Annotated in this window: 20 protein-coding genes and 1 pseudogene; 9 read left to right on the plus strand and 12 right to left on the minus strand. The window is 67.0% G+C overall.

Translation table 11 applies throughout. The features are described from left to right. On the plus strand, positions 1-1,141 hold a 1,141-nt coding region (locus tag E1265_RS16730), incomplete at its 5' end, for a peptidoglycan recognition family protein (RefSeq protein WP_243740854.1). Positions 1,142-1,214: 73 nt separating this feature from the next. On the opposite strand, the gene E1265_RS16735 is transcribed toward E1265_RS16730, so the two are convergent. From E1265_RS16735 to E1265_RS16750, 4 genes are all read right to left on the minus strand, one after another. Beyond that, positions 1,215-2,675, minus strand: coding sequence for a fused MFS/spermidine synthase (locus E1265_RS16735; protein WP_347877206.1), 1,461 nt, complete (start codon positions 2,673-2,675; stop codon positions 1,215-1,217). A 183-nt stretch (positions 2,676-2,858) separates the two neighbouring features. Then, positions 2,859-3,371, minus strand: coding sequence for a hypothetical protein (locus E1265_RS16740; protein ID WP_165953770.1), 513 nt, complete (start codon positions 3,369-3,371; stop codon positions 2,859-2,861). A gap of 341 nt (positions 3,372-3,712) precedes the next feature. After that, on the minus strand, positions 3,713-4,444 hold the full coding sequence (locus E1265_RS16745; RefSeq protein ID WP_132931114.1) for an alpha/beta fold hydrolase: 732 nt from the start codon (positions 4,442-4,444) through the stop codon (positions 3,713-3,715). A gap of 91 nt (positions 4,445-4,535) precedes the next feature. Continuing rightward, positions 4,536-4,907 (minus strand): hypothetical protein, encoded by a 372-nt coding sequence (locus E1265_RS16750; RefSeq protein WP_132931115.1) that lies wholly within the window; start codon positions 4,905-4,907, stop codon positions 4,536-4,538. A gap of 140 nt (positions 4,908-5,047) precedes the next feature. Here E1265_RS16750 and E1265_RS16755 point away from each other — a divergent pair, with 140 nt between their 5' ends. Both E1265_RS16755 and E1265_RS40710 read left to right on the plus strand, forming a co-directional pair. Further along, on the plus strand, positions 5,048-5,290 hold the full coding sequence (locus tag E1265_RS16755; protein WP_132931128.1) for a CopG family transcriptional regulator: 243 nt from the start codon (positions 5,048-5,050) through the stop codon (positions 5,288-5,290). Then, a pseudogene (locus E1265_RS40710) lies at positions 5,287-5,719 on the plus strand (VapC toxin family PIN domain ribonuclease). The gene E1265_RS16755 and the pseudogene E1265_RS40710 overlap by 4 nt, the downstream one beginning before the upstream one ends. Before the next feature lie 739 nt (positions 5,720-6,458). Here E1265_RS40710 and E1265_RS16765 read toward each other — a convergent pair. From E1265_RS16765 to E1265_RS16795, 8 genes are all read right to left on the minus strand, one after another. Further along, positions 6,459-7,184 carry a SprT family zinc-dependent metalloprotease gene (locus E1265_RS16765; RefSeq protein ID WP_243740857.1) on the minus strand — a complete coding sequence of 242 codons (726 nt, stop codon included), beginning with the start codon at positions 7,182-7,184 and terminating at the stop codon, positions 6,459-6,461. Next, positions 7,168-10,266 carry a type I restriction endonuclease subunit R gene (locus tag E1265_RS16770; RefSeq protein ID WP_132931116.1) on the minus strand — a complete coding sequence of 1,033 codons (3,099 nt, stop codon included), beginning with the start codon at positions 10,264-10,266 and terminating at the stop codon, positions 7,168-7,170. The genes E1265_RS16765 and E1265_RS16770 overlap by 17 nt, the downstream gene beginning before the upstream one ends. Then, positions 10,263-11,462 (minus strand): restriction endonuclease subunit S, encoded by a 1,200-nt coding sequence (locus tag E1265_RS16775; protein WP_132931117.1) that lies wholly within the window; start codon positions 11,460-11,462, stop codon positions 10,263-10,265. The genes E1265_RS16770 and E1265_RS16775 overlap by 4 nt, the downstream gene beginning before the upstream one ends. After that, entirely contained in the window at positions 11,459-13,906 is a 2,448-nt protein-coding gene (locus tag E1265_RS16780) for a type I restriction-modification system subunit M (protein WP_132931118.1), read from the minus strand. The genes E1265_RS16775 and E1265_RS16780 overlap by 4 nt, the downstream gene beginning before the upstream one ends. Before the next feature lie 785 nt (positions 13,907-14,691). Further along, positions 14,692-14,820 carry a hypothetical protein gene (locus E1265_RS40330; protein WP_279571437.1) on the minus strand — a complete coding sequence of 43 codons (129 nt, stop codon included), beginning with the start codon at positions 14,818-14,820 and terminating at the stop codon, positions 14,692-14,694. Next, positions 14,817-15,158: a hypothetical protein gene (locus E1265_RS16785; RefSeq protein ID WP_132931119.1), complete on the minus strand. Its 342-nt coding sequence runs from the start codon at positions 15,156-15,158 to the stop codon at positions 14,817-14,819. The genes E1265_RS40330 and E1265_RS16785 overlap by 4 nt, the downstream gene beginning before the upstream one ends. Next, complete coding sequence (locus E1265_RS16790; RefSeq protein ID WP_243740858.1) at positions 15,155-15,553, minus strand: ATP-binding protein; 399 nt, start codon at positions 15,551-15,553, stop codon at positions 15,155-15,157. The genes E1265_RS16785 and E1265_RS16790 overlap by 4 nt, the downstream gene beginning before the upstream one ends. 58 nt (positions 15,554-15,611) lie before the next feature. Further along, entirely contained in the window at positions 15,612-16,019 is a 408-nt protein-coding gene (locus tag E1265_RS16795) for an NUDIX hydrolase (RefSeq protein ID WP_132931130.1), read from the minus strand. A 111-nt stretch (positions 16,020-16,130) separates the two neighbouring features. Here E1265_RS16795 and E1265_RS16800 point away from each other — a divergent pair, with 111 nt between their 5' ends. From E1265_RS16800 to E1265_RS16825, 6 genes are all read left to right on the plus strand, one after another. After that, positions 16,131-16,919, plus strand: coding sequence for a GntR family transcriptional regulator (locus tag E1265_RS16800; protein ID WP_132931121.1), 789 nt, complete (start codon positions 16,131-16,133; stop codon positions 16,917-16,919). Positions 16,920-17,106: 187 nt separating this feature from the next. Then, positions 17,107-17,457 carry a hypothetical protein gene (locus E1265_RS16805; RefSeq protein WP_132931122.1) on the plus strand — a complete coding sequence of 117 codons (351 nt, stop codon included), beginning with the start codon at positions 17,107-17,109 and terminating at the stop codon, positions 17,455-17,457. A gap of 5 nt (positions 17,458-17,462) precedes the next feature. After that, positions 17,463-18,800 (plus strand): FtsK/SpoIIIE domain-containing protein, encoded by a 1,338-nt coding sequence (locus tag E1265_RS16810; protein ID WP_132931123.1) that lies wholly within the window; start codon positions 17,463-17,465, stop codon positions 18,798-18,800. Positions 18,801-18,844: 44 nt separating this feature from the next. After that, positions 18,845-19,402 carry a DUF2637 domain-containing protein gene (locus tag E1265_RS16815; protein WP_132931124.1) on the plus strand — a complete coding sequence of 186 codons (558 nt, stop codon included), beginning with the start codon at positions 18,845-18,847 and terminating at the stop codon, positions 19,400-19,402. 15 nt (positions 19,403-19,417) lie between these two features. Then, positions 19,418-19,603 carry a mobile element transfer protein gene (locus E1265_RS16820; protein ID WP_132931125.1) on the plus strand — a complete coding sequence of 62 codons (186 nt, stop codon included), beginning with the start codon at positions 19,418-19,420 and terminating at the stop codon, positions 19,601-19,603. 16 nt (positions 19,604-19,619) lie between these two features. Next, entirely contained in the window at positions 19,620-19,814 is a 195-nt protein-coding gene (locus E1265_RS16825; RefSeq protein ID WP_132931126.1) for a hypothetical protein, read from the plus strand. Positions 19,815-19,963 lie beyond the last annotated feature (149 nt).

Genomic DNA, 19,963 nt, shown 5'->3' on the forward strand with positions numbered 1-19,963 from the left:
CACCCACCGCCAGCCGTCCCGCCTGCCTCGCCGCGCCGTGATCGGCGCCGCGAGCGGCGTCGCCGCCGCCGGAGTGCTGACCCCGGCCGTCTTCGCGGTCACCGGCTCCGACGACGCCACGCCGGCCGACGCGCCCGCCGCCGACGCCGCCCGCGACGGCACCGGCTCGACAGCGCGGTTCGCCACGACCCGCACCGAGGACACCTCGGGTGTGACGGAGGCGGCCGTCGGCTTTCCCCTCAGCTACGTGGGCGTCCGGCTGCCCGCCGGCGCCTCGGACGCCGCCATCCGCTTCCCGGACGCGGACCAGGACGCGGAAGCCGCCGGGGCCACCGCCGACTGGCGGACCCTGGACCCGGCCGCTGACTGCGGCCGCGCCAACGAGGGCGCCACGCTCGTCGCCGCGCACGGCGCCTCCCGCTTCGAGCTGCGCCTCCCCGAGGGGGCCCTGGAGGCCCGCGGCCTCGCCGTCGACACCGAGCGCGGCACCCCGAGGACCCAGCGCGTGCCGGACTCGCCGCAGCGCATGCGCGGCACGCGGTACCTGTCCCGGGCGGAGTGGGGCGCGGACGAGTCCCTGCGGTTCGACGAGAACGGCGAGCCCATCGGGCCGTTGACGTACTACCCGGTGCAGGCCATCACCGTCCACCACACGGCGACGACCAACGACTACACCGACGCCGCCGCCGAGGTGCGCGCCATCTACACCTTCCACGTCCAGACCAACGGCTGGACGGACATCGGCTACCACTTCCTGATCGACCGTGACGGTCACATCTACGAGGGCCACTACACGGGCGACGACGGCATCCCGGCCCACGACGCCGAGGGCAACGCGGTCACCGCCAGCCACGTCGGCGGCATGAACTCCGGCAACATCGGCATCGCGCTGCTCGGCACCTTCGTCGACCAGCCGCCGACCGACGCGGCCCGCGCGTCCCTCGTCACGCTCGTCGCGATGCTGAGCCGCTTCCATGGACTCGACCCGCAGGGCCAGACCAGGTTCGTCAACCCGGTCAGCGGCGCGGAACGTGACATCCGCGTGGTCAGCGGCCACCAGGACTGGATGGAGACGGAGTGCCCGGGCGCCGTGATGTACGCGGAGCTCGACGCGGTCCGCGCGGCGGCGGCCGGCCGCTAGCGGAGCGATCCCCGCGGCCGGCGTCCCCGGCGCCGAAGAAGACCGCCAACCCGAGGGCACGGGCCCGGGGCGCTCACCGCCGCGCGTACGGCGTGAGCAACTGGTCGACGGGCGCGAAGTCGTCGGTCAGCACCCGCGCGTCGCCGACCCAGTCCGCGACCTCGGCGCCGCTGATGATCTCCCACTCCTCGCCGGGACGGCCGTCCCCACGCCCGACGAAGCGCTCCGCCCACGCCGCCACGTCGAGCCGCCGGTCCGAGGCCGCCGCCACGAAGTTGCCACCGACCCCGTTGTCGAAGGCCCTCCGGTCCGCCGCCACCGCGACGTGCTCGAACTCCTCGGACAGCGTGGCGACGGCGGCGCGGACGAACGCGAGCTCGCCGTGGTCGATCATGTTGACGACATAGGCGCCGTCGGGCCGCAACACGCGCTCCACGTCCGCGATCGCCTCCCTGGTGGTGAGGTGCCACGGCACGCTGATGCCCCCGAACGCGTCCCCGACGACCAGGTCCCGGGAGTCGGTGGCGATCCTCCGCAGCCCCATCCGGCCGTCCTCCACCCGCACCCGCAGGTCCTCGCCCGTCTCCGCGCCCAGCCACTCCCGGTCGACCTCGACCACGCCCGGGTCGATCTCGGACACCACGCTGCTCGATCCGGGCCGCACCGCACGCAGATAACTCGGGATCGAAAGCCCGCCCCCGCCCAGGTGGTAGGCGTCAAGCGCCTCACCCGCCGGGTACGCCGTGTCGATCACCGACGCGATCGCCCGCACGTAGCCGAAGTCCAGGTGTTCCGGGTCGTCCAGGTCCACGTACGAGTGCCGCAGCCCGTCGAGCACCAACGTCCGCCCGCTCGCCCGCTCCGGATCCTCGACCACCCGCGCGCAGTGGTACCGCGTCTCCGCGTCGCAGCCGCTCGGCACCGCCGCGCTCCCCGTGAAGCTGCCGCCCACGACCACGCTCGCCACCAGCGCCCGCCGGCCGCGACGCCAGTCCCGCATCGAGGCGTCGACCAGCACGCCCGTCAGCACCAGCAGCGCCCCGAGCCCCATCAGGATCACGCTGACCGGCACCACCGAGATCAGCACGAAGCCGGTCAGCACGGTGCCGGCGATCCCGCCCGCCGTGCCGATCCCCGAGAGCCGCCCCACCACCGTGCCGGTCACCGCCAGGTCGGTCAGCAGCAGCTTGGTCACCATCGGCGTCACCGCCGTCAACAGCGCCGCCGGCACGAACAGGCAGGCGCCGCCGACGAACAGCGCCATCGAGCCCTCGGCCTCGCCGACCAGCCGCACCAGGGCCGGCGTCACCGCCACCGCCACGCCCGACAACCCGAGCAGCGGTCCGAGCGTCCGCCGCGGCGCCACGACGTCCGCGGCCCGCCCGCCGGCCCAGGAACCGAACGCGATCGCCGACAGGGCGATGCCGATCACCATGGTGTTCATCTCCATGGTGAGCCCGACATACGGCGCCAGCAGCCGCAGCGCCACCAACTCGACGACCAGCACCGCGGCCGAAGACCCGAAGACCAACACGGCCCCCAGCCGAGGCCCGATCCCCGGCGCGCTCCCCCTGCTCGCCGCGCTCACCGCGCCACCATCATCCGCATCCGCCGCCATGCCCGCTCCCATCGGAATGCCACGTAGGGCTCGTCCCGGCGAACCTACAAGCACTCCGGGGCCGCTCACGAACGACCCCGGTGGGCGGCGGCCGGAGCGTCAGAGCAGAAGGGAGATCATCGACGCGGCCATGAGGACCAACACGAGCGCCGCGGCCGTCATGAAGCCGGTCACCATGGGGCGTGCCTCGAAGAACGGCACGATCCCCGGGTGCGTTTCGGCCAGTCGGCGCGCGCTGACGGGCCCGTCGGGCCCGACCCAGGAGAGCCCCAGATGGTCGGTCAACCGGTCCATGTCCCGCCGGGTGTAGGTGCCGTCGTTGAGCCGGACGATGACCGCGCCCCCGGCGTCCAGCACGAACACCGCCGGGAAGGGCAGGCCCCGTGGCGGGACGAGCGTCGCCCGCACCACGTGCGTCGCGTCCGACCGCGGGCGGACCCGGCGGCGGAGCACGCCGACGTGCTCGATCTGCCGCTCGGTCACGACGAGGCGGACCCGCGACACCCGCACCCACAGCAGCACGCCGAGCACCGTCTCGACCGCGACGGTGACCAGCAGCGCGGACACCCCGCCCAGGGCCGCCGCGGGCGAAAGCGACACGAGTCCGAACACGACCGCCACGATCAGGGTCGCCCGACGCACCCGAGCGGCCGGCCGAAGTACCAAACGCGTCTCTCCCGTCATGCCCTACAGGCTGACACAGGGCCCACGCCACGGTGGCGACCCAGGGCCGGCTGACCCCCCGGCTCACCCTGCCGAGAACCACGAGATCCCGCCCGGTCAATCCGATCGGACGGGATCTGGTCTGTCCGTTCCACCTGGTACCGGGAACGGCCCTTGCCGGTGGGCCGTTGACGCGTGGCGTTGACCTGGTGAGACGCACGGCGTTGAGATCGTTTCCCGTGGACTGGCAGAGGGGGTGGCCGGGGGCGGTTCGACGAGGTCGCCGTCCGCTACGAGGCCACCGTCCACGTCGCGATCCTCCCGATCGCACTCGAATGCTCATGTTCGACCGGCTTCGGAGGCCGGGTGTTCCGCAGGAAAAAGTCCTCGGTGAGGGCCAGGAGTTGTTCGCGGGTCGGGACGTTCTCGAAGACGTGACCGACGCCTGGGAAGCGGTGCTCTTCGAACCGGTCGCCGTAGACGGCGCGGTACCGTTCCGCCACCTCGCGTGGCACGACCTCGTCGCCGTCACCGAAGGCGAACAGGACCGGTCCGGCGTAGGCGGCGGCGTCGCTCCACGGGTCGATGGAGGAGCCGTCCTCGAAGAACTTCTGGTAGACCGGCAGCCCGAGGAAGTCCCAGTAGCCCTTGTCGAGGATCTCGGGCCAGTAGGCGGTATCGGCGGGATCGGTCGCCGCGATCGCGGTTGCGGCTGGTGCCCACAGCGCCAGCGCTTTGACCTCGTTTTTCGCGGCGGCGAGCGAGGCGGTCAGCCCACCGAGGCTCATGCCAAGGAGGCAGAGCCGGGTGGGGTCGATCGCATGGTGCCGTGCCAGCTCGTCGAGGACGGCGCTGACCTGCCCGACCTGGTCGGAGACGGTGAGGTCGGCGAAGTCGCCGTCGGATTCGCCACAGGCGGCGAAGTCGAACCGGTAGGCGGCCACCCATGCCGCGCGAGGTGTTCGGCGAGCCGCACGAACGTGTTGCCGAACTCGGTGCGGTTGCCGCCGAATCCGTGGCACATGACGACGGCCGGAACCGGTTGGCGCTGGGGATCGGGGGGATGGAGGATGCCGCGGAGGATGCGGCCGAGGTGCTTGACGTGGAAAGGCATCACGCGGTCACCTGGCTCTCACCCACCTCGTCGACGGTCACCCCACCGGTCCCCGGATCAAAGGGAATGCTGGTCCCCGCCGTCACCGCGACCTCACACTCGCCATCGGCACAGGCGCCGACATCCGCCCCATCCGCGGCATCCTCCGGCGCGAGCGGAGTGAACTCGGGGGTCGGCTCGGTGGTTGTGGGCTCGGGCGTGGGGGAGGCGGCCTCCGACGCCGACTCCTCCACCGTGGGGGAGGGTGCCACGGCCGTGGCACCGGCGTCATCGCCATCCGAGCCACAGCCGGCCAGCCCGCCCGCCGCCACCACGGTCCCGGCAGCGAGCAGGAACATTCCGGCACGGCCGGACCACAGGCGTCGCTTCATGGAGGAACTCCAATCCAGGGAGGGACCCCCAACGGTCTTTCCCTGGTTGTAGCGGCCTCCGCACGGCAGGGGTCCCGCGTCGCACGGCGATCCGGTCGTCCGGACGGGCCCATGTGTATGGCGGGTGGTACCCCACATGCCTGATAAAGACGACCGTATACCTTCCCGAGGAGCTAGAGGTGCGGTTGGACGCTGAGGCCGCGGCCACCGGCGTCAGCAAGGCAGAGCTCATGCGGCGGGGCATCGCCATGCTACTCGAGCACTCGGCGCGTCCCCGGCAGAGCCGTGCGCTGCCTGTCCTCGACAGCGGCCGGGCGCTGACCGCCGAAGTCTTGGACGATGCGCTCTACCAACACATCAAAGAGCGGGCGGCGCGTCGTTGATCACCGTCGCGGACGCCTCCGCCCTGTACGCCGCTTTCGACGCCGCGCAGCCCGAGCACCGCGACGCGTTGGACATCGTCGATCGGGGGGTGCTCGCCATCTCGCCACTGGTCGTCACGGAACTGGACCACCTCGCACACCGGGACCTGGGTTTCCCCGCCGCGGTGCAGGTCTCGGAGGCACTGAACGCCCGTAGCGGATGGTCAGTACAGGCTGGCCGAGCTGAAGCGCGGGGACCTCATCGCTGCCCACGAGGTGCGGATGAAGTATGAGGGACTTCGGCTGGACCTGGCTGTCGCGGTGGGCGTCGTCCTTGCGGACCGATACAGGACGGACCGCATTCTCACGCTTGATCAACGTGACTACCGCGCGATCACTCCGCTGACGCCCGGACGTACCGCGTTCCGGATCCTGCCCGCCGATCACTGACGACCGCACCTGGTGCGATCCCCCCGCTACCAGCGCCACCCCACAAACGCCGAGATCCCGCCCGATCAATCCGATCGGACGGGATCTCGTCAACCGCTCACACCTGGTTTCGTGAACGGCCCTTGCCGGTGGACCTGAGGGGATTTGAACCCCTGACCCCCTCGTTGCGAACTACGGGCACGGAGGTTGCTGGGGTCTGCCGGGCTGGTCGAACGGTCATCCGTGGGCAGCGACGGTTGCTGGCGGCCGGGGAGGTTGCTGTACTCGACTGCTGTACAGCAAACGGCTCCGGAGGCCGGGTGAAGAAATCAAAAGGATGCAGGTCAGAGCTTCCTCAAGGCGTCATCGGTGCCGTTGCGTCCACATATTGTCCACGGCTAACGGACCCCTGCTGGGTGCTCCCTGAGTCAGGGCCCCCGGCTGGACCCTGCCCTGTGAGGGCCCGGCGAGGGGCACCATATTCGCGCTGACAGGAGGCGGCTGCGAGTGCGAGAGAGCAACTCGCTGGGCACACCCGCATAAGGCACCTCTCTGGAGTCACGCCCACGCTAATCGGAGGGCGTTCAGGCACAGGCTGCGTCAGCACCCGCGGGTGCGGCTGGATCATCACGTCGACCAGGTACGCCTGGCGCTCGCTGTCCCGGGCGTCATGACGAAGACGGGGCACCCATCGACTAGCACCTAGCCTGCGAGCTCGTCGCTGGCCTCAGTTGCCTCCCTCTTGTTCCAACCCGTTGGCTTACCCCCAGTTTTCGTCCGCCAACGGCGCCTTGTTCAGTTCGTCACGTCGGGCCCGCCAGTCGGGCAGGAACTGGTCCATCAGGGCGACAAAGCGTTCACCGTGTCCGCGTTCCAGCAGGTGGGTCAACTCGTGCACCACGACGTACTCCAGGCACCGGGGGTTCTTCTTGGCGAGCTCAGGGTTGAGCCAGATGGTGCGCGCACTGGTGACGCACGTGCCCCACTTTGTCTTCATGCGACGTACGACGAATCTCTCCGCTTCGACGCCGATGGCCGGCTCCCATTTCGCGAGAAGATCGGGCACCGCTGCCTTGAGCTGACGGCGGTACCAACGATCCAAGGCTGCTCTGCGGGCGTCAGGATCGGCCCCTTCTGGCGTGACTACCCAGAGCGTGTTGCCCTTAGGGAGAACGCTGTAGTTGCCGCTCGTGTGCGAGACATCCAGGCGGTAGCGCCGCCCCCAGACGTAGTGAGTCTCTCCGGAAAGCATCTCGCGTTTGGTCTGCCGCGCGGCGTTCTGGAGTTGCTCGCGTTGGCGTTTAATCCAGGGGAGCCGCTGCACGACTGCGAGCCGGATGGTGTCCTCGTCTGTACGCTCGGGCGCTGCCACTCGCACGCGGCCGACCGGTGGGTATACGGAGATGTGCAGGTTTTTGATGTCCTTGTAAATGACATCAATGCCAAGGTCCGCGATTGTCAGATGGGTGCTAGCGGTACTCATCATGTTCCTTAAGCAGGGCGATGAGCTGCAGGATCCGCTGGCCGTCAACGGTGTTGGGGAGCACCCGGTGAAGCGCCCGAGCCAACGCTCGTTCCCTGATCGGGTTTCCGGCCCAGTTGTGTTCCTTGACGTTCTGAATGACGCCGTGGACGTACTCGAGATTGATCTCGATTTCTGACGGCCACGTGAAATCGACGAGCGCACGACGAGCGGGCGTGCTCGCCCAGTCCGGATACGTGACGCCAGACTCCGACTCGCCCTTCCCGACCTTCTCCGCATGCTCGAGGAGCTTGGCGAGGTAGTCGGCGTACTCGATCGCCTCATCGCGTCGCTGCTCTATAATCGCGTCGAGAAGTTGCGACATGCGATCGTAGTATTTCGGGTTCATGGCCCGCTCGTCGACGATCGTCCTACGCACGTTGTTGATGATGGTCTCAGCAGCCGCCTCGGGATTGTTCTTGATGCGCCCAGGCAGCGTATCGATGGCACCAGCTCCACGCTCGACGATCAGCTGGACGAGACCTTTGTCGAACGTGGCCACCTGCTCGACCGGGTCTGCCTGTATGTAGGTATCCAGGAGCGAGCGCATACCCACTTCGAACTGCTTCATGTCGATGTTCTCACCGGCACCGACCTCGACCTCGTTCTTTACAGCGGCGTAGTGGGCGACGTCGGCCTTGATTGCCGTGGCTTCAGCCGTGCTGTAGCCAGCACGCTCCATGTCATTGGCAAGCGCCGCGTAGGCTCGAACAAGGGCTGCCACAGACTTGTAGAGCTCGACGCGCTTGGGCTCGTTGCCCTTGATCTGGGCGGCGTCGCCAGGAATAGTCGATACGAAGTAGTGCTGGTACTCGAGGGTTCCCTTAGGTGGGGCAACGGGCTCACAGAGCGCTCGGACCTTCTCCAAGGCCTCGTTGAGATCATCGCGTTCCTGCTGGATACGGTCCTCGAGCAGGCCCTCGACGTCTTCCTTGGCGTACCCGTCGAGCGCTTCGGAGGTGTAGTCGGTAATGGCCTTGTCGAGGGACTTGAATAGGTCGCGGTAGTCGATTACGTAACCGTAGGTTTTGTCGTCGCCATCGAGACGATTGACACGGCAGATTGCCTGGAATAGGCCGTGGTCGCGCATCCTCTTGTCGATGTAGAGGTATGAGGCGCTGGGCGCGTCGAAGCCGGTGAGCAGCTTGTCGACCACGATGAGCAGCCGCATCTGGCCAGGCTCCTCGATGAAGCGGCGCTTGACGTCCTTCTCGAATTCCTCGATCCGCAGCACTGCCTTGTCGGCGGGCTCGTTGAAGTAGTCCGCCAGCATCTGCCGATAGATGCCGTACTTACGGAGTTCCTCGTTGTCGCCCTCGCCGGCGTCTTCCTTGGAGATTGCCGTGGCGTTGGGGACGTAGCTGGAGACGATGGCGACCTTGCCGGTGAAGCCTGCCTGGACGAAGAGCTCGTAGAACTTACACGCCTGGTACACGCTGTCGCCGACCAGCATGGCGTTGCCACGACCGGAGATCAGGCGTGGCTCCCGTTCGAAGTCCATGAGGATGTCCTGGACGATCATCTCGGCACGGGACTTGGCCGAGACGACCTTCTGCATCGTGCCCCACTTCTTCTTGAGGCGCGCCTTGGAAAGATCTGTGAGGCCCTTGGTCTTGAGGTCGAACCACTTGTCGACCTGGGCAGCTCCCTTGAGCTCTTGGTCGACGTTGCGGGCCTCGTAGCGCAAGTCCAGCACGACGCCGTCGCGGACAGCCTCGTCGAACTTGTAGGTGTGGATGAACGATCCGAAGGTCTCAATGCTTGTCATCTTGTCGGCTTTGAGTAGCGGCGTACCGGTGAAGCCAATGAACATCGCCTCAGGCAGCAGCTGCTTCATGGCGCGGTGCAGCTTGCCGCTCTGAGTTCGGTGTGCCTCGTCGACGAAGACGAAGAGGTTGCCCTTGGCTTTGAAGCCGGCCGGGATCGTCGAACTCAGTTCTTTGATGAAGTCGTCGGCATCAGAGTCACGCGACGAGTCGTCGTCAGAGCCACGGAATTTATGAACCAGCGAGCACATGAGCCATGGGTGGCTCTGGTTGAGGAGGGTGACCATCTCGGCGCTGGAGCGCGAGCGGGTGATCTTCTCGTTGACACCACCGAACACCTTTTCGATCTGCTCGTCGAGTTCAGTGCGGTCAGTGATGATGAGTACGCGAGGATCGGTCTGGTTCTCCTGGATCCACTTCGCAAGCCAGACCATGGTCAGGCTCTTGCCCGACCCCTGGGTGTGCCAGATGATGCCACCCTCGCGAGAACGGATACGCTCCTGTGCTGCCTTAACGCCGAAGAACTGGTTATGGCGAGCGGCCTTCTTGACGCCAGAGTCGAAGACAACGAAATCGTGAATAAGTTCCAAGAAACGTTCCTTGGAGCACACCTGCACCAGTGAGCGGTCGAGCGGATTCGACTCCCCCCCGGACTCTTTCCACTCCAGCCAGTACTTCTCCGGCGTCTCGATGACGCCGTAACGCAGGCCCTCCACGTCGTTGCCGGCGAACAGCAACTGCACCGTGGTGAAGAACGGGCGCACGAAGTGCTGCTTCTGATTACCGATGTTCTGACGGATACCCTCGCCAACACTCACGTATGAGCGCTTGAGCTCGATGACGCCGAGGGCGATGCCGTTGACATAGAGCACGATATCGGGGCGCTTGGTGTGCTGGCCCCTGATCGTGACCTCCTCCGCGACAAGGAAGTGGTTCGTGCCCGGGGTGGTCCAGTCGATGAGCCAGACGGTCTCGAAGTTCTCGCCGACGTCACGTTTGACCTTCACGCCATAGCGCAACAGGTCGTAGACCTTGCGGTTGGCGTCGTAAAGCGACTGGCCGGCACCGAGAGAGGCCGCCGTCAGTAGCTGCTGAATAGCGCGATTGACGAGTTCCTCGTCTACTCCGCGTGTGAGCAGGTTCTGACGAAGCAGTGCCTCGTCGACGTTGCTGTTGTCCTGGTCCTCCAAGTTGCCGCCGTACACGTACTCGAGGCAGTCGCGGAAGAGTGCAACGACGCGGTTTTGAGTCTCGCGTTCCCGCTGGCCGACGGTGCTCATGAGGTTGCCTCCGGGTACAAGCGGGTCCGGCCGGTGAGCAGCTCCTGCATCAAGCCCTGCTTGATGTTGCGCTGCTTCGCGATGAGGCGCTCGAGCGAGAAAATCAGCTGATCGATCGATCGCAATGCAGTCGCGATCCTCCCCTGCTCCTCGGGACTCGGCACCGGAAGGGGAACGCGGAGCAAGTTCTCCTTGGTCAGATGAGCCAAGCTCGACTTGCCAACTAGCGCGAGAAGTTCCCCGGTCGTTGCCCAGCGTTCCAGGAAGGCAGCGAGTACGTCTGGGTTGTATCCCCGTCGTGAGCGGAGCCGATGGAGCGTGTTGAGGTAGTAGGCCTCCGAAAGCTCGGCTCGCCAGACGCTGGCTCTCCCAATTTCGCCGCCCTCGCATACGAGAACGTCCCCAGCCTTTAGGCGCAGCTCGCTGATATCGGCCCTCGTAAGGGGGGCCCACACCGCCTGCGTGATGTCGATTCGGCCCCAGCGCACTCCCCGGTTGTTGACGCAGAGCTTTAGCTCCCCGCGATTGACTGCAGCATCGAGTCTTTTGCCGAGCTGAACGTGGAACTCTTCCCCGATCGTCGACTTCCTCCAGGCATGCGAACCACTGATGCGGCTGCGTCCGCTGAGGAGCTCCTGAATCAAGCCCTGCCTGATTTCTCGGTTCTTGGCGATCAGCCGCTCGAGCGACCCGATGAGGTCGTCCGCGTCGCGGGTCGCCCGGCAAATTTTCTGTTGGACGTCCCGAGACGGCAGCCAAAGCGGAAGCGCCTTCAAGCGATCAGTAGCGAGCACCCCGGTGCCGCTACCGGCCGAGCTCACCAACTTCAGGATCTGGCTTTCTCGAGACTGCAGCGAATACACTAGGAACTCAGGGTCAAGGCAAGTGGCAGGCACCAATGCCTTAACGTCCTGATTAAAAGCGAGCGGTCGTGTCGCGAGCCCTACGCGGAGCTCGCGATGGAGCGCCATGCCGCGCACAAGCACAAGCGCCGCCCCCTCGGGGGCGATCCTGCTTCCTGCCGCAACTCCGGCGGACGTGAGGAACTGATCCGAGGTACTGAGTCGCGTCGTCTTCAACGTGAAGGCGGAGATCCAGGGCACGCTTCCGCCCCAGTAGGCCGGATTGGACCTCGCTGGGGTCCCGCCAGATAGCCAAGTCGTAACGGAGCCCAGCGTCGTCCACTCGTTAGTCATGACGCGATCCCCATTGCGGTAAGGTGTGCGGCGACTTTGTCCTTCAACTCGGCAGTTTCCTCTTCGAGTTTTCCGACAGTCGACTCATACCGGTCGGCCAAGACCCTGAGGCGGCGCACCAATGATTGCCCGAGATCAGTGACCTCGGCGCCGATTCGCTCAGTGATCGTGCCGCCCCACTTGCCGTCGATGACCAGCGACTGAATGTCGTCGGTGGTGAGTTTCGCGTACTGCGCAAGCGCGAGCTGTTCGAGCTTGGCGGTCGCCTCCTTGACGGCCTTCTTGGCCGCAGCCTCCGCTTCGTACAGCTTGATCATGTGCTGAAGAGCCTGAAGCTCATCGGGCTCAGCACCCTCATGCTTCGCCACACGAAGCCGAGCCGTCGCGAGCGCCTTCGTGATCTTGTCGTCCTCGACAGCTTCCCAGAGTAGGCCTTCCTCGACGGCGTGCTCTTCGATGTACTCCTCGACCGCCTGTGACGCGACCTGCTGCTCGGCGGTAAGTGCATCGAGCTCGGCCTTTTCGTTCGGGAAGAATCGCGCGATCACATACTGGGGCGGGACGAGGTCCATGACCCAGCGCTTGGCGTTCGCACGGCTTCCGGTGACGATGTGGGCGTCCTCGTACTTGGTCTTGTTGTTCTTGTCCTTCCACGTACGAGCGAGTCGAGGCTTCGCTGCGTCGTCCCAGCCCTCACTGACGATGAGCGCGACGTCGTCGTGCATGGAGGCGTTCCAGTAGCTCATGAGCTGCTCGTACACGCCGTACTCGTCGATCAGTGGGCGCCGACGGAAGGCGTCGAGAAGGGCCTCGGAGACGTCATGGATCAAGTCGTTGGCGCGGGTCGCATTGATGATGCCCGCCAGCACCTCGCGCTTGTCGGCCCACCAGCTGGCCACCGTTTCGGCAGTGCTCTGCGCAAAGGCCTGGTACTCGCTCGAACCGGTGACTTTGCCGTGGATGTCCGCCTTGTCGACGAGCAGTTCCGAGTAACCGTCGTGGAGCGGCTTGAAAAGCTCTGCCCGCAGGCTCGGGAAGGCGTCCCAATATGGCTGCAGGGCGTCGAGGTCACGGTTCGGAATACCTCCCTGCAGGTGGGCCTGCAAGTCCTGGATGTCCTCGGGTTCGGAGCTGTCGATGTAGCGCGGGATATTAAGGTTGTAGTCGTTCTTCGGGCCGGTGATCTCGCTCAGCGGTACCATGCGCGAGTAGCGGTCGATCTGCTTCTGGTTAACGAAAGCGTCGACGATTTTGTGCATGTCACGCGGCCGGAGGCGATTCTTCGGACCGTCTTTTTCGAAGTCCTTCGAGGCATCGATCATGAAGATGCCGGTTCGCGACTGGGCATTCTTCTTGTCCAGGACCAGGAGGCAGGCGGGGATACCCGTGCCATAGAAGAGGTTTGGTGGCAGGCCGATGACTGCCTTGATGAGTCCCCGCTTGATCAACTCGGTTCTAATGGTGGCCTCGGTGTTGCCACGGAAGAGGACGCCGTGCGGAAGGACGACCACGCCCTTACCGGTCGACTTGAGTGACTTCACCATGTGCAGCAAGAAGGCGTAGTCGCCGTTCTTGTCCGGCGGCCAGGCGTACCCGTCAAAGCGGCCGTAACCCTTCTCGAACCCGTTCTTCCACGTCTTCACCGAAAACGGAGGGTTAGCGACCAGGTAGTCGAAGGTATCGAGCTTGTCGCCTTGACGGAACTTGGGGTCAGAGAGAGTGTTGCCCTGGACGATCTCGTGGGTCTCGTTTCCGTGCAGGATCATGTTCATTCGGGCGAGCGCCCAGGTGGCGTTGTCGTTCTCCTGGCCATAGATGGTCAAGCCGTTCGGAGCGGCGTCGGCAACCTTGATCAACAAGGAGCCCGATCCACAGGTCGGGTCGTAGACAGTCGTCGCTTTCGGGGTATCGGCCGGGATCTGCAGGAGCTGCGCGATGACGCGTGAGACCTCGGCCGGCGTGTAGAACTGCCCCTTGCTCTTGCCGGCCTGTGTCGCGAAGTGACGCATCAGGTACTCGTACGCGTCACCAAGGAGATCGTCTCCCTCGGCCTTCGAGCCGGAGAAATCCATGTCCTGGAAGATGCCGATGAGGTTGGAGACTTTGTCCTGAAGTTCCTTGCCCGAGCCGAGCTTGGTTGGGTCGTCGAAGTCGGCGTTGTTGATGACACCCTGGAGGTCGTTGGCCTCGGCGAGCTTGCGGATCGCGACATTGACCTTTTCGCCGACGTCAGACTTGCCCTTGAGCGTGATCAGATAGTCGAAGGACCCGTCCTCAGGAACCTCGATGAGCGCGTACGGGTCAGCCTTGGCCTTGTCCGAGACGTACTTCACGAAGAGCAACGTCAGGACGTAGTCCTTGTACTGGCTTGCGTCCATTGAGCCACGGAGCTCGTCAGCGCTGCTCCACAGGGAGCTGTACATGTCGGACTTCTTGAGTGCCACGCAACACCCTCCGTTGTGCCATCAATCAGCCAGCTCCCGACTCTATCGGTGTGACGTGAGGTCGACGGTATGGGATCGCAAACCTCAGTCCCCGCCGGTCCGTACGGTCAGTGATACTGCCATGCGATTTGAGCATGTTTGTGTCAAATTGCCGCTGGCCCCCGACCCGCCGAGCTCACCCCTGAAAGCCCGACCGCGCACTACACACAAAGCGGGGTGTTCCCCGTCGGTCGGGCAAGCTCTGCTCGCACCCGGGTTCTTCGAGGGGCGCCAAGGCTCACTGCGGTGACCCTTGGGCTTGGCCTTGGCGCCCCTCGAAGGTTTCGGGTACGCCCACCGGGTGGCCGACTGGCGGGGAACACCCCGCGACCGACCCACCAAGCCCGCCCTCACGGACCCGCACATGAGCATGACGCCCCGCCTCCCCGGAGAGAGGGCCGGGGTTTGGGGCAGAGCCCCAAGAAGGAACGGGACCAGGATTCACCGTTCTGCGCTGCATCACTCGTGGCGGCGCCGGCCCCTGCACGGGCCGGAGCGGGACGGAGGCAGGAGCGGCGGGCCGTGCAGGGGCCGGCGCCGCGCGGCGAGCGAAGCGAGGCGCCTTGAAGGCGTAGAGAAGGTTGTTACTCGCTGCGGCGTCTGGGGTGTTGGTGTTGTTGGCGGTCGGCTTCGATGGCGTAGGTGGATGCTTCGGCTTGATGGATGGCGACTTGGAGCCGGTTGAGGATGTCGCGGCGGGCTTGGACGATGAGGTCGGCGTGGTTGGTGTTGGGGGCGCGTGGGGTCTAGGTGCGGCCGTTGCTGTGGCGGGTGAGGATCTGGGCGCAGGTACGGATGACGGTGTTCATGACGTTGGTGATCTCGGCGCGGTAGCGCTGTTCGGCTTCGTCGGCCTGGTGCTCGTGGTGGGTCATGGGTCCTGTCGGGGTAGGACGGTTCGGGCTGCGGGGCGGGCGGAGAGCAGGTAGCGCACTTGGCCGTCGGGGATGGTGTGGGTGTACATCCCGCCTTCGGTGAGGACGCCCAGGGCGTACTGGTGCTCTATGTCGTCGATGAGCCAGGAACGGGCGGGGCCGGCCGTTGCGGGGTCGAGTTGGTCGGTGATGTGGCCGGCGCGGGAGCGCAGCCACCGCAGCGCTAAGCGCGGCGTCGCCGCGGGGCATGAACCCAGCCAGTACGTGCGGCTGTCCATGGCTGTGTAGGCGATGGCCTCGCACCAGTAGCCCATGCGGAGTTCGAGGGCGGGCGTCATGGCTGCCTCGGCCCAGCGCCGAGGCGGACGGTGATCGTGTGGCCGTGCTGGTCGCCCCGGATGGTGAGGGTGGTGGCGAGTGCGCTGACGATGGCCAGGCCGCGGCCGTGGGAGGAGTCGGCGTCGGGGTGGGTGACGCGGGGCTTGGTGGCGGTGCCTCCGGCGTCGGTGACCGCGATCGTCAGCGCCTCCGGGGTGCGGGTGATGCTCAGGCGGAAGGTGGTCTTACCGCTGTCGGTGTGGGTGATGGCGTTGGTGGCCAGCTCGGTGACGATCAGCGCGGCGTCGTCCGCCCACGGGGTGCGGCTGAGGATCTGGTGGACAAAGCGGCGGGTGCGGGTGAGTTCTTCCGGGTCTCCGGGACAGTCGACTACCCACACGAACCAATCACTCATATACTCGTGCATACAAGTTGCTTTCTGCTGGTGGGCGGCTATGGACAGGACGGCTGTGCTAGATGAGTCGGACGCCGTCGTGGGCGCGGACGGCCGGCGGGGTGGTCGCGTTCATGGCGTCCAGGACGCGCACCGCGTACGCCTCGTCGGCCAGCGCGGCGACCTCGTCACGGCCGGTCCATCGAAGCGCTCTGGTCTCGGCCCCGGTGGTGGCCTGACCCTCGATCGCCTCGCAGCGGAAGACGAGGGAGACGATCAGGCCCGTCATGTTCTTGTAGACGCCGGTGAGTGCGGCGGGCTGGGCGATCTTGATGCCGGTCTCTTCGAGGACTTCCCGCGCGAGTGCGTCGGGGATCGTCTCGCCCGGTTCAAGGACTCCGCCCGGCGGCTCCCAGTGCCCGTTGTCGCGGCGCTGGATGAGCAGGGCGCGGCCGTCGTCGTCGATGATGACTCCGGCGACGCTCACGGAGTGGGGACGTTCGGTGCTCACTGTCCTCGCCTCTCACGGCTGGCTAGGGTTTCCACCGTAGCAACGAAACACAGCTTCTCGTCTAGATACCTAAAGGAGTAACCGGACATGGTAGCTCTCCCCTCCGGCGTGCTGGGCGCGCTGGACTCCACCAGCGACCGCGCGGTCTTCCGCCAGATCGCCGACCAGCTGCGGGAAGCGATCGACAAGGGGCGCTTCACAGAGGGGGCCAAGCTGCCGTCCGAATCCGAGCTGGTCGAGCACTACGGCGTCTCCCGCATGACCGTCCGCAACGCGCTCTCCGTCCTCCAGGGCGAGGGCCTGGTGCACTCCGAGCACGGCAAGGGCGTCTTCGTCCGCCCCCGGCCCCCGGTGCGGCGCCTGGCCTCCGACCGGTTCGCCCGGCGGCACCGGGAGCAGGGGAAGTCCGCGTTCACCGTGGAGGCGGAAGCCGCGGGGAGCCGTCCGGAAGTCGACAGCCTTGAGGTCAAGGAAGAACGGCCGACGCAGGACATCTCCGCCCGGCTCGGTTCACCCCGACGTGTACTGGCCCGGCGCCGCCGATACCTGCTGGACGGCCGGCCCGTCGAATTCGCCACCTCCTACCTGCCGCTCGACCTCGCCCGGAACACCCCCATCGCCGAACCCAACCCCGGCCCCGGCGGCATCTACGCCAGGCTGGAGGAACTCGGCCACCGCCTGGACCACTTCGAGGAAGAGATCCGCGCCCGCATGCCCGCACCCGCAGAGGTCAAGACACTCCGACTGGCCTCCGGCGTGCCCGTGATCCACCTGATCAGGACCGCGTTCGACACCGAAGGGCGGCCGGTCGAGGTGTGCGACACGGTGATGGCGGCTGACGCGTACGTGCTGGCCTACCAACTCCCGGCGACGTAGCGGCGAGTGAGGGGTGCGGCCCTTCGGAGGACTTGCATGCACCTTCTCCCCTACTCGTATAGACGAGTGGCTGAGTGTGTGGCATGCTGGAGCGCGCTACCACCCCTCGGGGATCGGTTCGAGGCATCTTGTCTAGACGACTAGCTGCCCACCGGACCGGTCCCGACCCATGTAAGGAGAAGCTGAGTTGCGTTCCATCCGAGTTGAGACCTCCTCCGCGACGATTCTGCTGACCGAGGCTCCGGCGCCGAAGGTGCGGGATCGGCAGACGGGGGAGATCGCGAAGGACGCGGTGTCCGGTGAGGCGCTGATGCGTCTGGGCGTCGTCTACATCGAGGACGGTGAGTCCTCGCTCATTCAGGTCACGGTTCCCGAGTCGGGGGTGTCCGACGGTCTGGCGCTGGGGGCTCCGGTGGCCCTGCCGGGTCTGGTGGCGCGGCCCTGGGAGTCGGTGTTCAACGGGCAGCAGCGCCACGGCATCGCGTTCCGCGCGGCTGCGGTGACCCCGGCGTCCTTCCCGGCCATGGCGGGGGCCTGAGCGCCATGTCGGAACTGCTGACGGTGCTGGGCGTGGGCGGTCCCGCTGCCGCGATCGGCGGCGGGGCCGTCTGGGCCCGGGCCAAGTACCCGCATCTGTACTGGTCGGCGGTCGGGATGCCGGCCTCGGCCGCGCGACTGATCGGCTCCTACGGGTCGGTGATGGACGCGTGCGGCCTGACCGTTCCGCCGTCCCGGCTGCGGGCCCTGGCGGTACGGGCGACGACGCGCCGGGAGGTGCGGCCGGTCCCGCCCCGGCGCGGCCTGCTGCGTCCCACCTCGACCGGGCTGCGGCTGAGGTTGCGGCTGGCCGCGGGGCAGGAGGTCGCGGACGTGGCCGCGTCCACGGAGCGGCTGCGGCACGCCTGGGGCGTTCACGCGGTACATGTGGCGGAGGTCAAGCCCGGCACGGTGGAACTGCGGCTGGTCGGCTACGACGTCCTCAACCACGTCCGCATGCCGAGAAGATCAGCGGGCGGGCTGCTGCGGGTGCCGGTCGCGCTGCGGGAGGACGCCACGGCGTTCGTCCGCGACTACCGGGCGGTCCCGCATCAACTGACCCTGGGCGCCACGCTCTCGGGCAAGTCCATGTACCTGCGGCATCTGCTGTCCGGGCTCGCGCCGCAGCCGGTCGCCCTGGTCGGGATCGACTGCAAGCGGGGCGTGGAGCTGGCGCCGTTCGCGCCCCGGCTCTCCGCCCTGGCCACCGACCCGCACGAAGCGGCCGAACTCCTGCCGGTCCTGGTGTCGTTGATGGAGGAGCGCTACGACCTGATACGCGCCCGGCAGAGCATCCCGCCGAGCGTGGCGGACGGGGAGATCACCTCGGACATCTGGGGCCTTCCCGAGCACGAACGTCCCGTGGCGGTCGTCGTGTTCGTGGACGAGGTGGCGGAACTGTTCCTCACCGCCAGCAGGAAGGACGAGGAGCGGCGGGACGAGATGGTCACCCACCTCGTACGACTGGCCCAACTCGGCCGCGCCGCCGGGATCTTCCTGGAGGCGTGCGGGCAGCGCTTCGGGGCCGAGCTGGGCAAGGGCGCCACGATGCTCCGCGCACAGCTATCGGGCCGTGTCTGCCACCGGGTGAACGACGAGGCCTCCGCCAAGATGGCGCTGGGCGACATCGCCTTCGAAGCGGTCACCGCGGCCTGCGCCATCCCCGCCGAACGCCCGGGCCTGGCCGTGGCCGGCGACACCTCCGGCGGCTGGACCCGCATCCGCACCCCCTACCTCTCCCTCGCCGAAGCCGCCGCCCGCTGCCGCGACACCGCGCACCAGGCGCCGGACATCCCGGCACTCAAGCCGTTCGCTCCGCCCCCGGTTGTCGAGTCCGCCGCCTGAACCCGTATCCCCTCATGACCGCATCCAGGAAGGAGGCCGTCCCTGTGCGTGCTGCTCTGACGCGGGTGGACGCGGTGTTGGTCCAGGCCGTGATCGCTGCCGCGTTGTCCTTCGCCCATATCCACGATCTCGCGGCGGCGGCCGGACAGACCGGATGGAAAGCCTGGGCCTACCCGGTCTCCGTCGACCTGCTGATGGTCGCGGCCTGGCGGCGCCTGCGCACCGGAACGGCCAAAGCCGCCGGGTGGTGCTGGTTCCTCATCGCCCTGGCCGCGTCGCTGGGCGCGAACATCGCCACGGCCGGGCTCCTCGACCTGGGCGACGTGCCCGTCTGGCTGCGCATCCTCGTCGCCGGATGGCCGGCCGTCGCCTTCCTCGGCGGCACCCTCCTCGCCCACACACCCCCACCCGCACCCGAACCGGTCCGCGAGCCCGTTCCCACTCCGCCCTCGATCAACGTCCCCGAAGCGCTGCTGGCCCACGCGCGGAAGGTCGCCGCCGACCATCGCGCCCGCACCGGCAGCCCGATCGACGCCCCGAACCTGCGGGCCCGGCTCGGCGTCCCCGCGCCGCTCGCCGAAGCCATCGCCCAACGACTCTGAAAGGAGAGACCCGGGATGCTGCGCCGCTTCCGCAACCTGGCCCGCATCGGCCCGGTCAAGGTCGGCACCGCCCACGACAACCGAGGCCGGACCAAGCACACCGCCGCCTGCACCGCGCCCCGCTGCGGATTCTCCGCCGAGTACGACACCCGCTCCGCCGCCGAACTCGCCGCCCGCACCCACCGCTGCCCCGCCCGCTGAAAGGACCCCGTCCGCCGTGAACGTCCAACTGCCGCTTGTCGTCATCCTCGGCCTGCTCGCCTGGGCGGTCATGAGGTTCCTCGGCGTCCGCCCCTGGGCCGTCGTCGTGATCGCCCTGTTCGGGTTCTACCTCTCCGACACCTTCATCGCGCCCGTCATCGACTCCGGCACCCGCTCCGGCGTCGACATCGTCAACGACCAACACGACTAGACAACTAGCCCGGTAACGACCCCGGGGCGGTCTCGATACCGCCAAGCATCCACCGCCCCGGGGGCCCACTCCCACAAAGGAGCACTCCCATCATCACCCGCACCACCCCGCCCCCGCTGCCCGAACTGCGAAAGCTGGCCGAGCTGGGC

This window comes from Streptomyces sp. 8K308, from assembly GCF_004348315.1.
Classification (GTDB): Bacteria; Actinomycetota; Actinomycetes; order Streptomycetales; family Streptomycetaceae; genus Streptomyces.

Bases quoted from the DNA above. Each gene is read 5' to 3' on its own strand.
- E1265_RS16750 (WP_132931115.1), bottom strand. From the start codon at position 4,907: ATGAAGCGACGCCTGTGGTCCGGCCGTGCCGGAATGTTCCTGCTCGCT.
- E1265_RS16765 (WP_243740857.1), bottom strand. From the start codon at position 7,184: ATGATGAGTACCGCTAGCACCCATCTGACAATCGCGGACCTTGGCATT.
- E1265_RS16770 (WP_132931116.1), bottom strand. From the start codon at position 10,266: ATGAGCACCGTCGGCCAGCGGGAACGCGAGACTCAAAACCGCGTCGTT.
- E1265_RS16775 (WP_132931117.1), bottom strand. From the start codon at position 11,462: ATGACTAACGAGTGGACGACGCTGGGCTCCGTTACGACTTGGCTATCT.
- E1265_RS40330 (WP_279571437.1), bottom strand. From the start codon at position 14,820: ATGACCCACCACGAGCACCAGGCCGACGAAGCCGAACAGCGCTACCGC.
- E1265_RS16785 (WP_132931119.1), bottom strand. From the start codon at position 15,158: ATGACGCCCGCCCTCGAACTCCGCATGGGCTACTGGTGCGAGGCCATC.
- E1265_RS16790 (WP_243740858.1), bottom strand. From the start codon at position 15,553: ATGAGTGATTGGTTCGTGTGGGTAGTCGACTGTCCCGGAGACCCGGAA.
- E1265_RS16800 (WP_132931121.1), top strand. From the start codon at position 16,131: ATGGTAGCTCTCCCCTCCGGCGTGCTGGGCGCGCTGGACTCCACCAGC.
- E1265_RS16810 (WP_132931123.1), top strand. From the start codon at position 17,463: ATGTCGGAACTGCTGACGGTGCTGGGCGTGGGCGGTCCCGCTGCCGCG.
- E1265_RS16820 (WP_132931125.1), top strand. From the start codon at position 19,418: ATGCTGCGCCGCTTCCGCAACCTGGCCCGCATCGGCCCGGTCAAGGTC.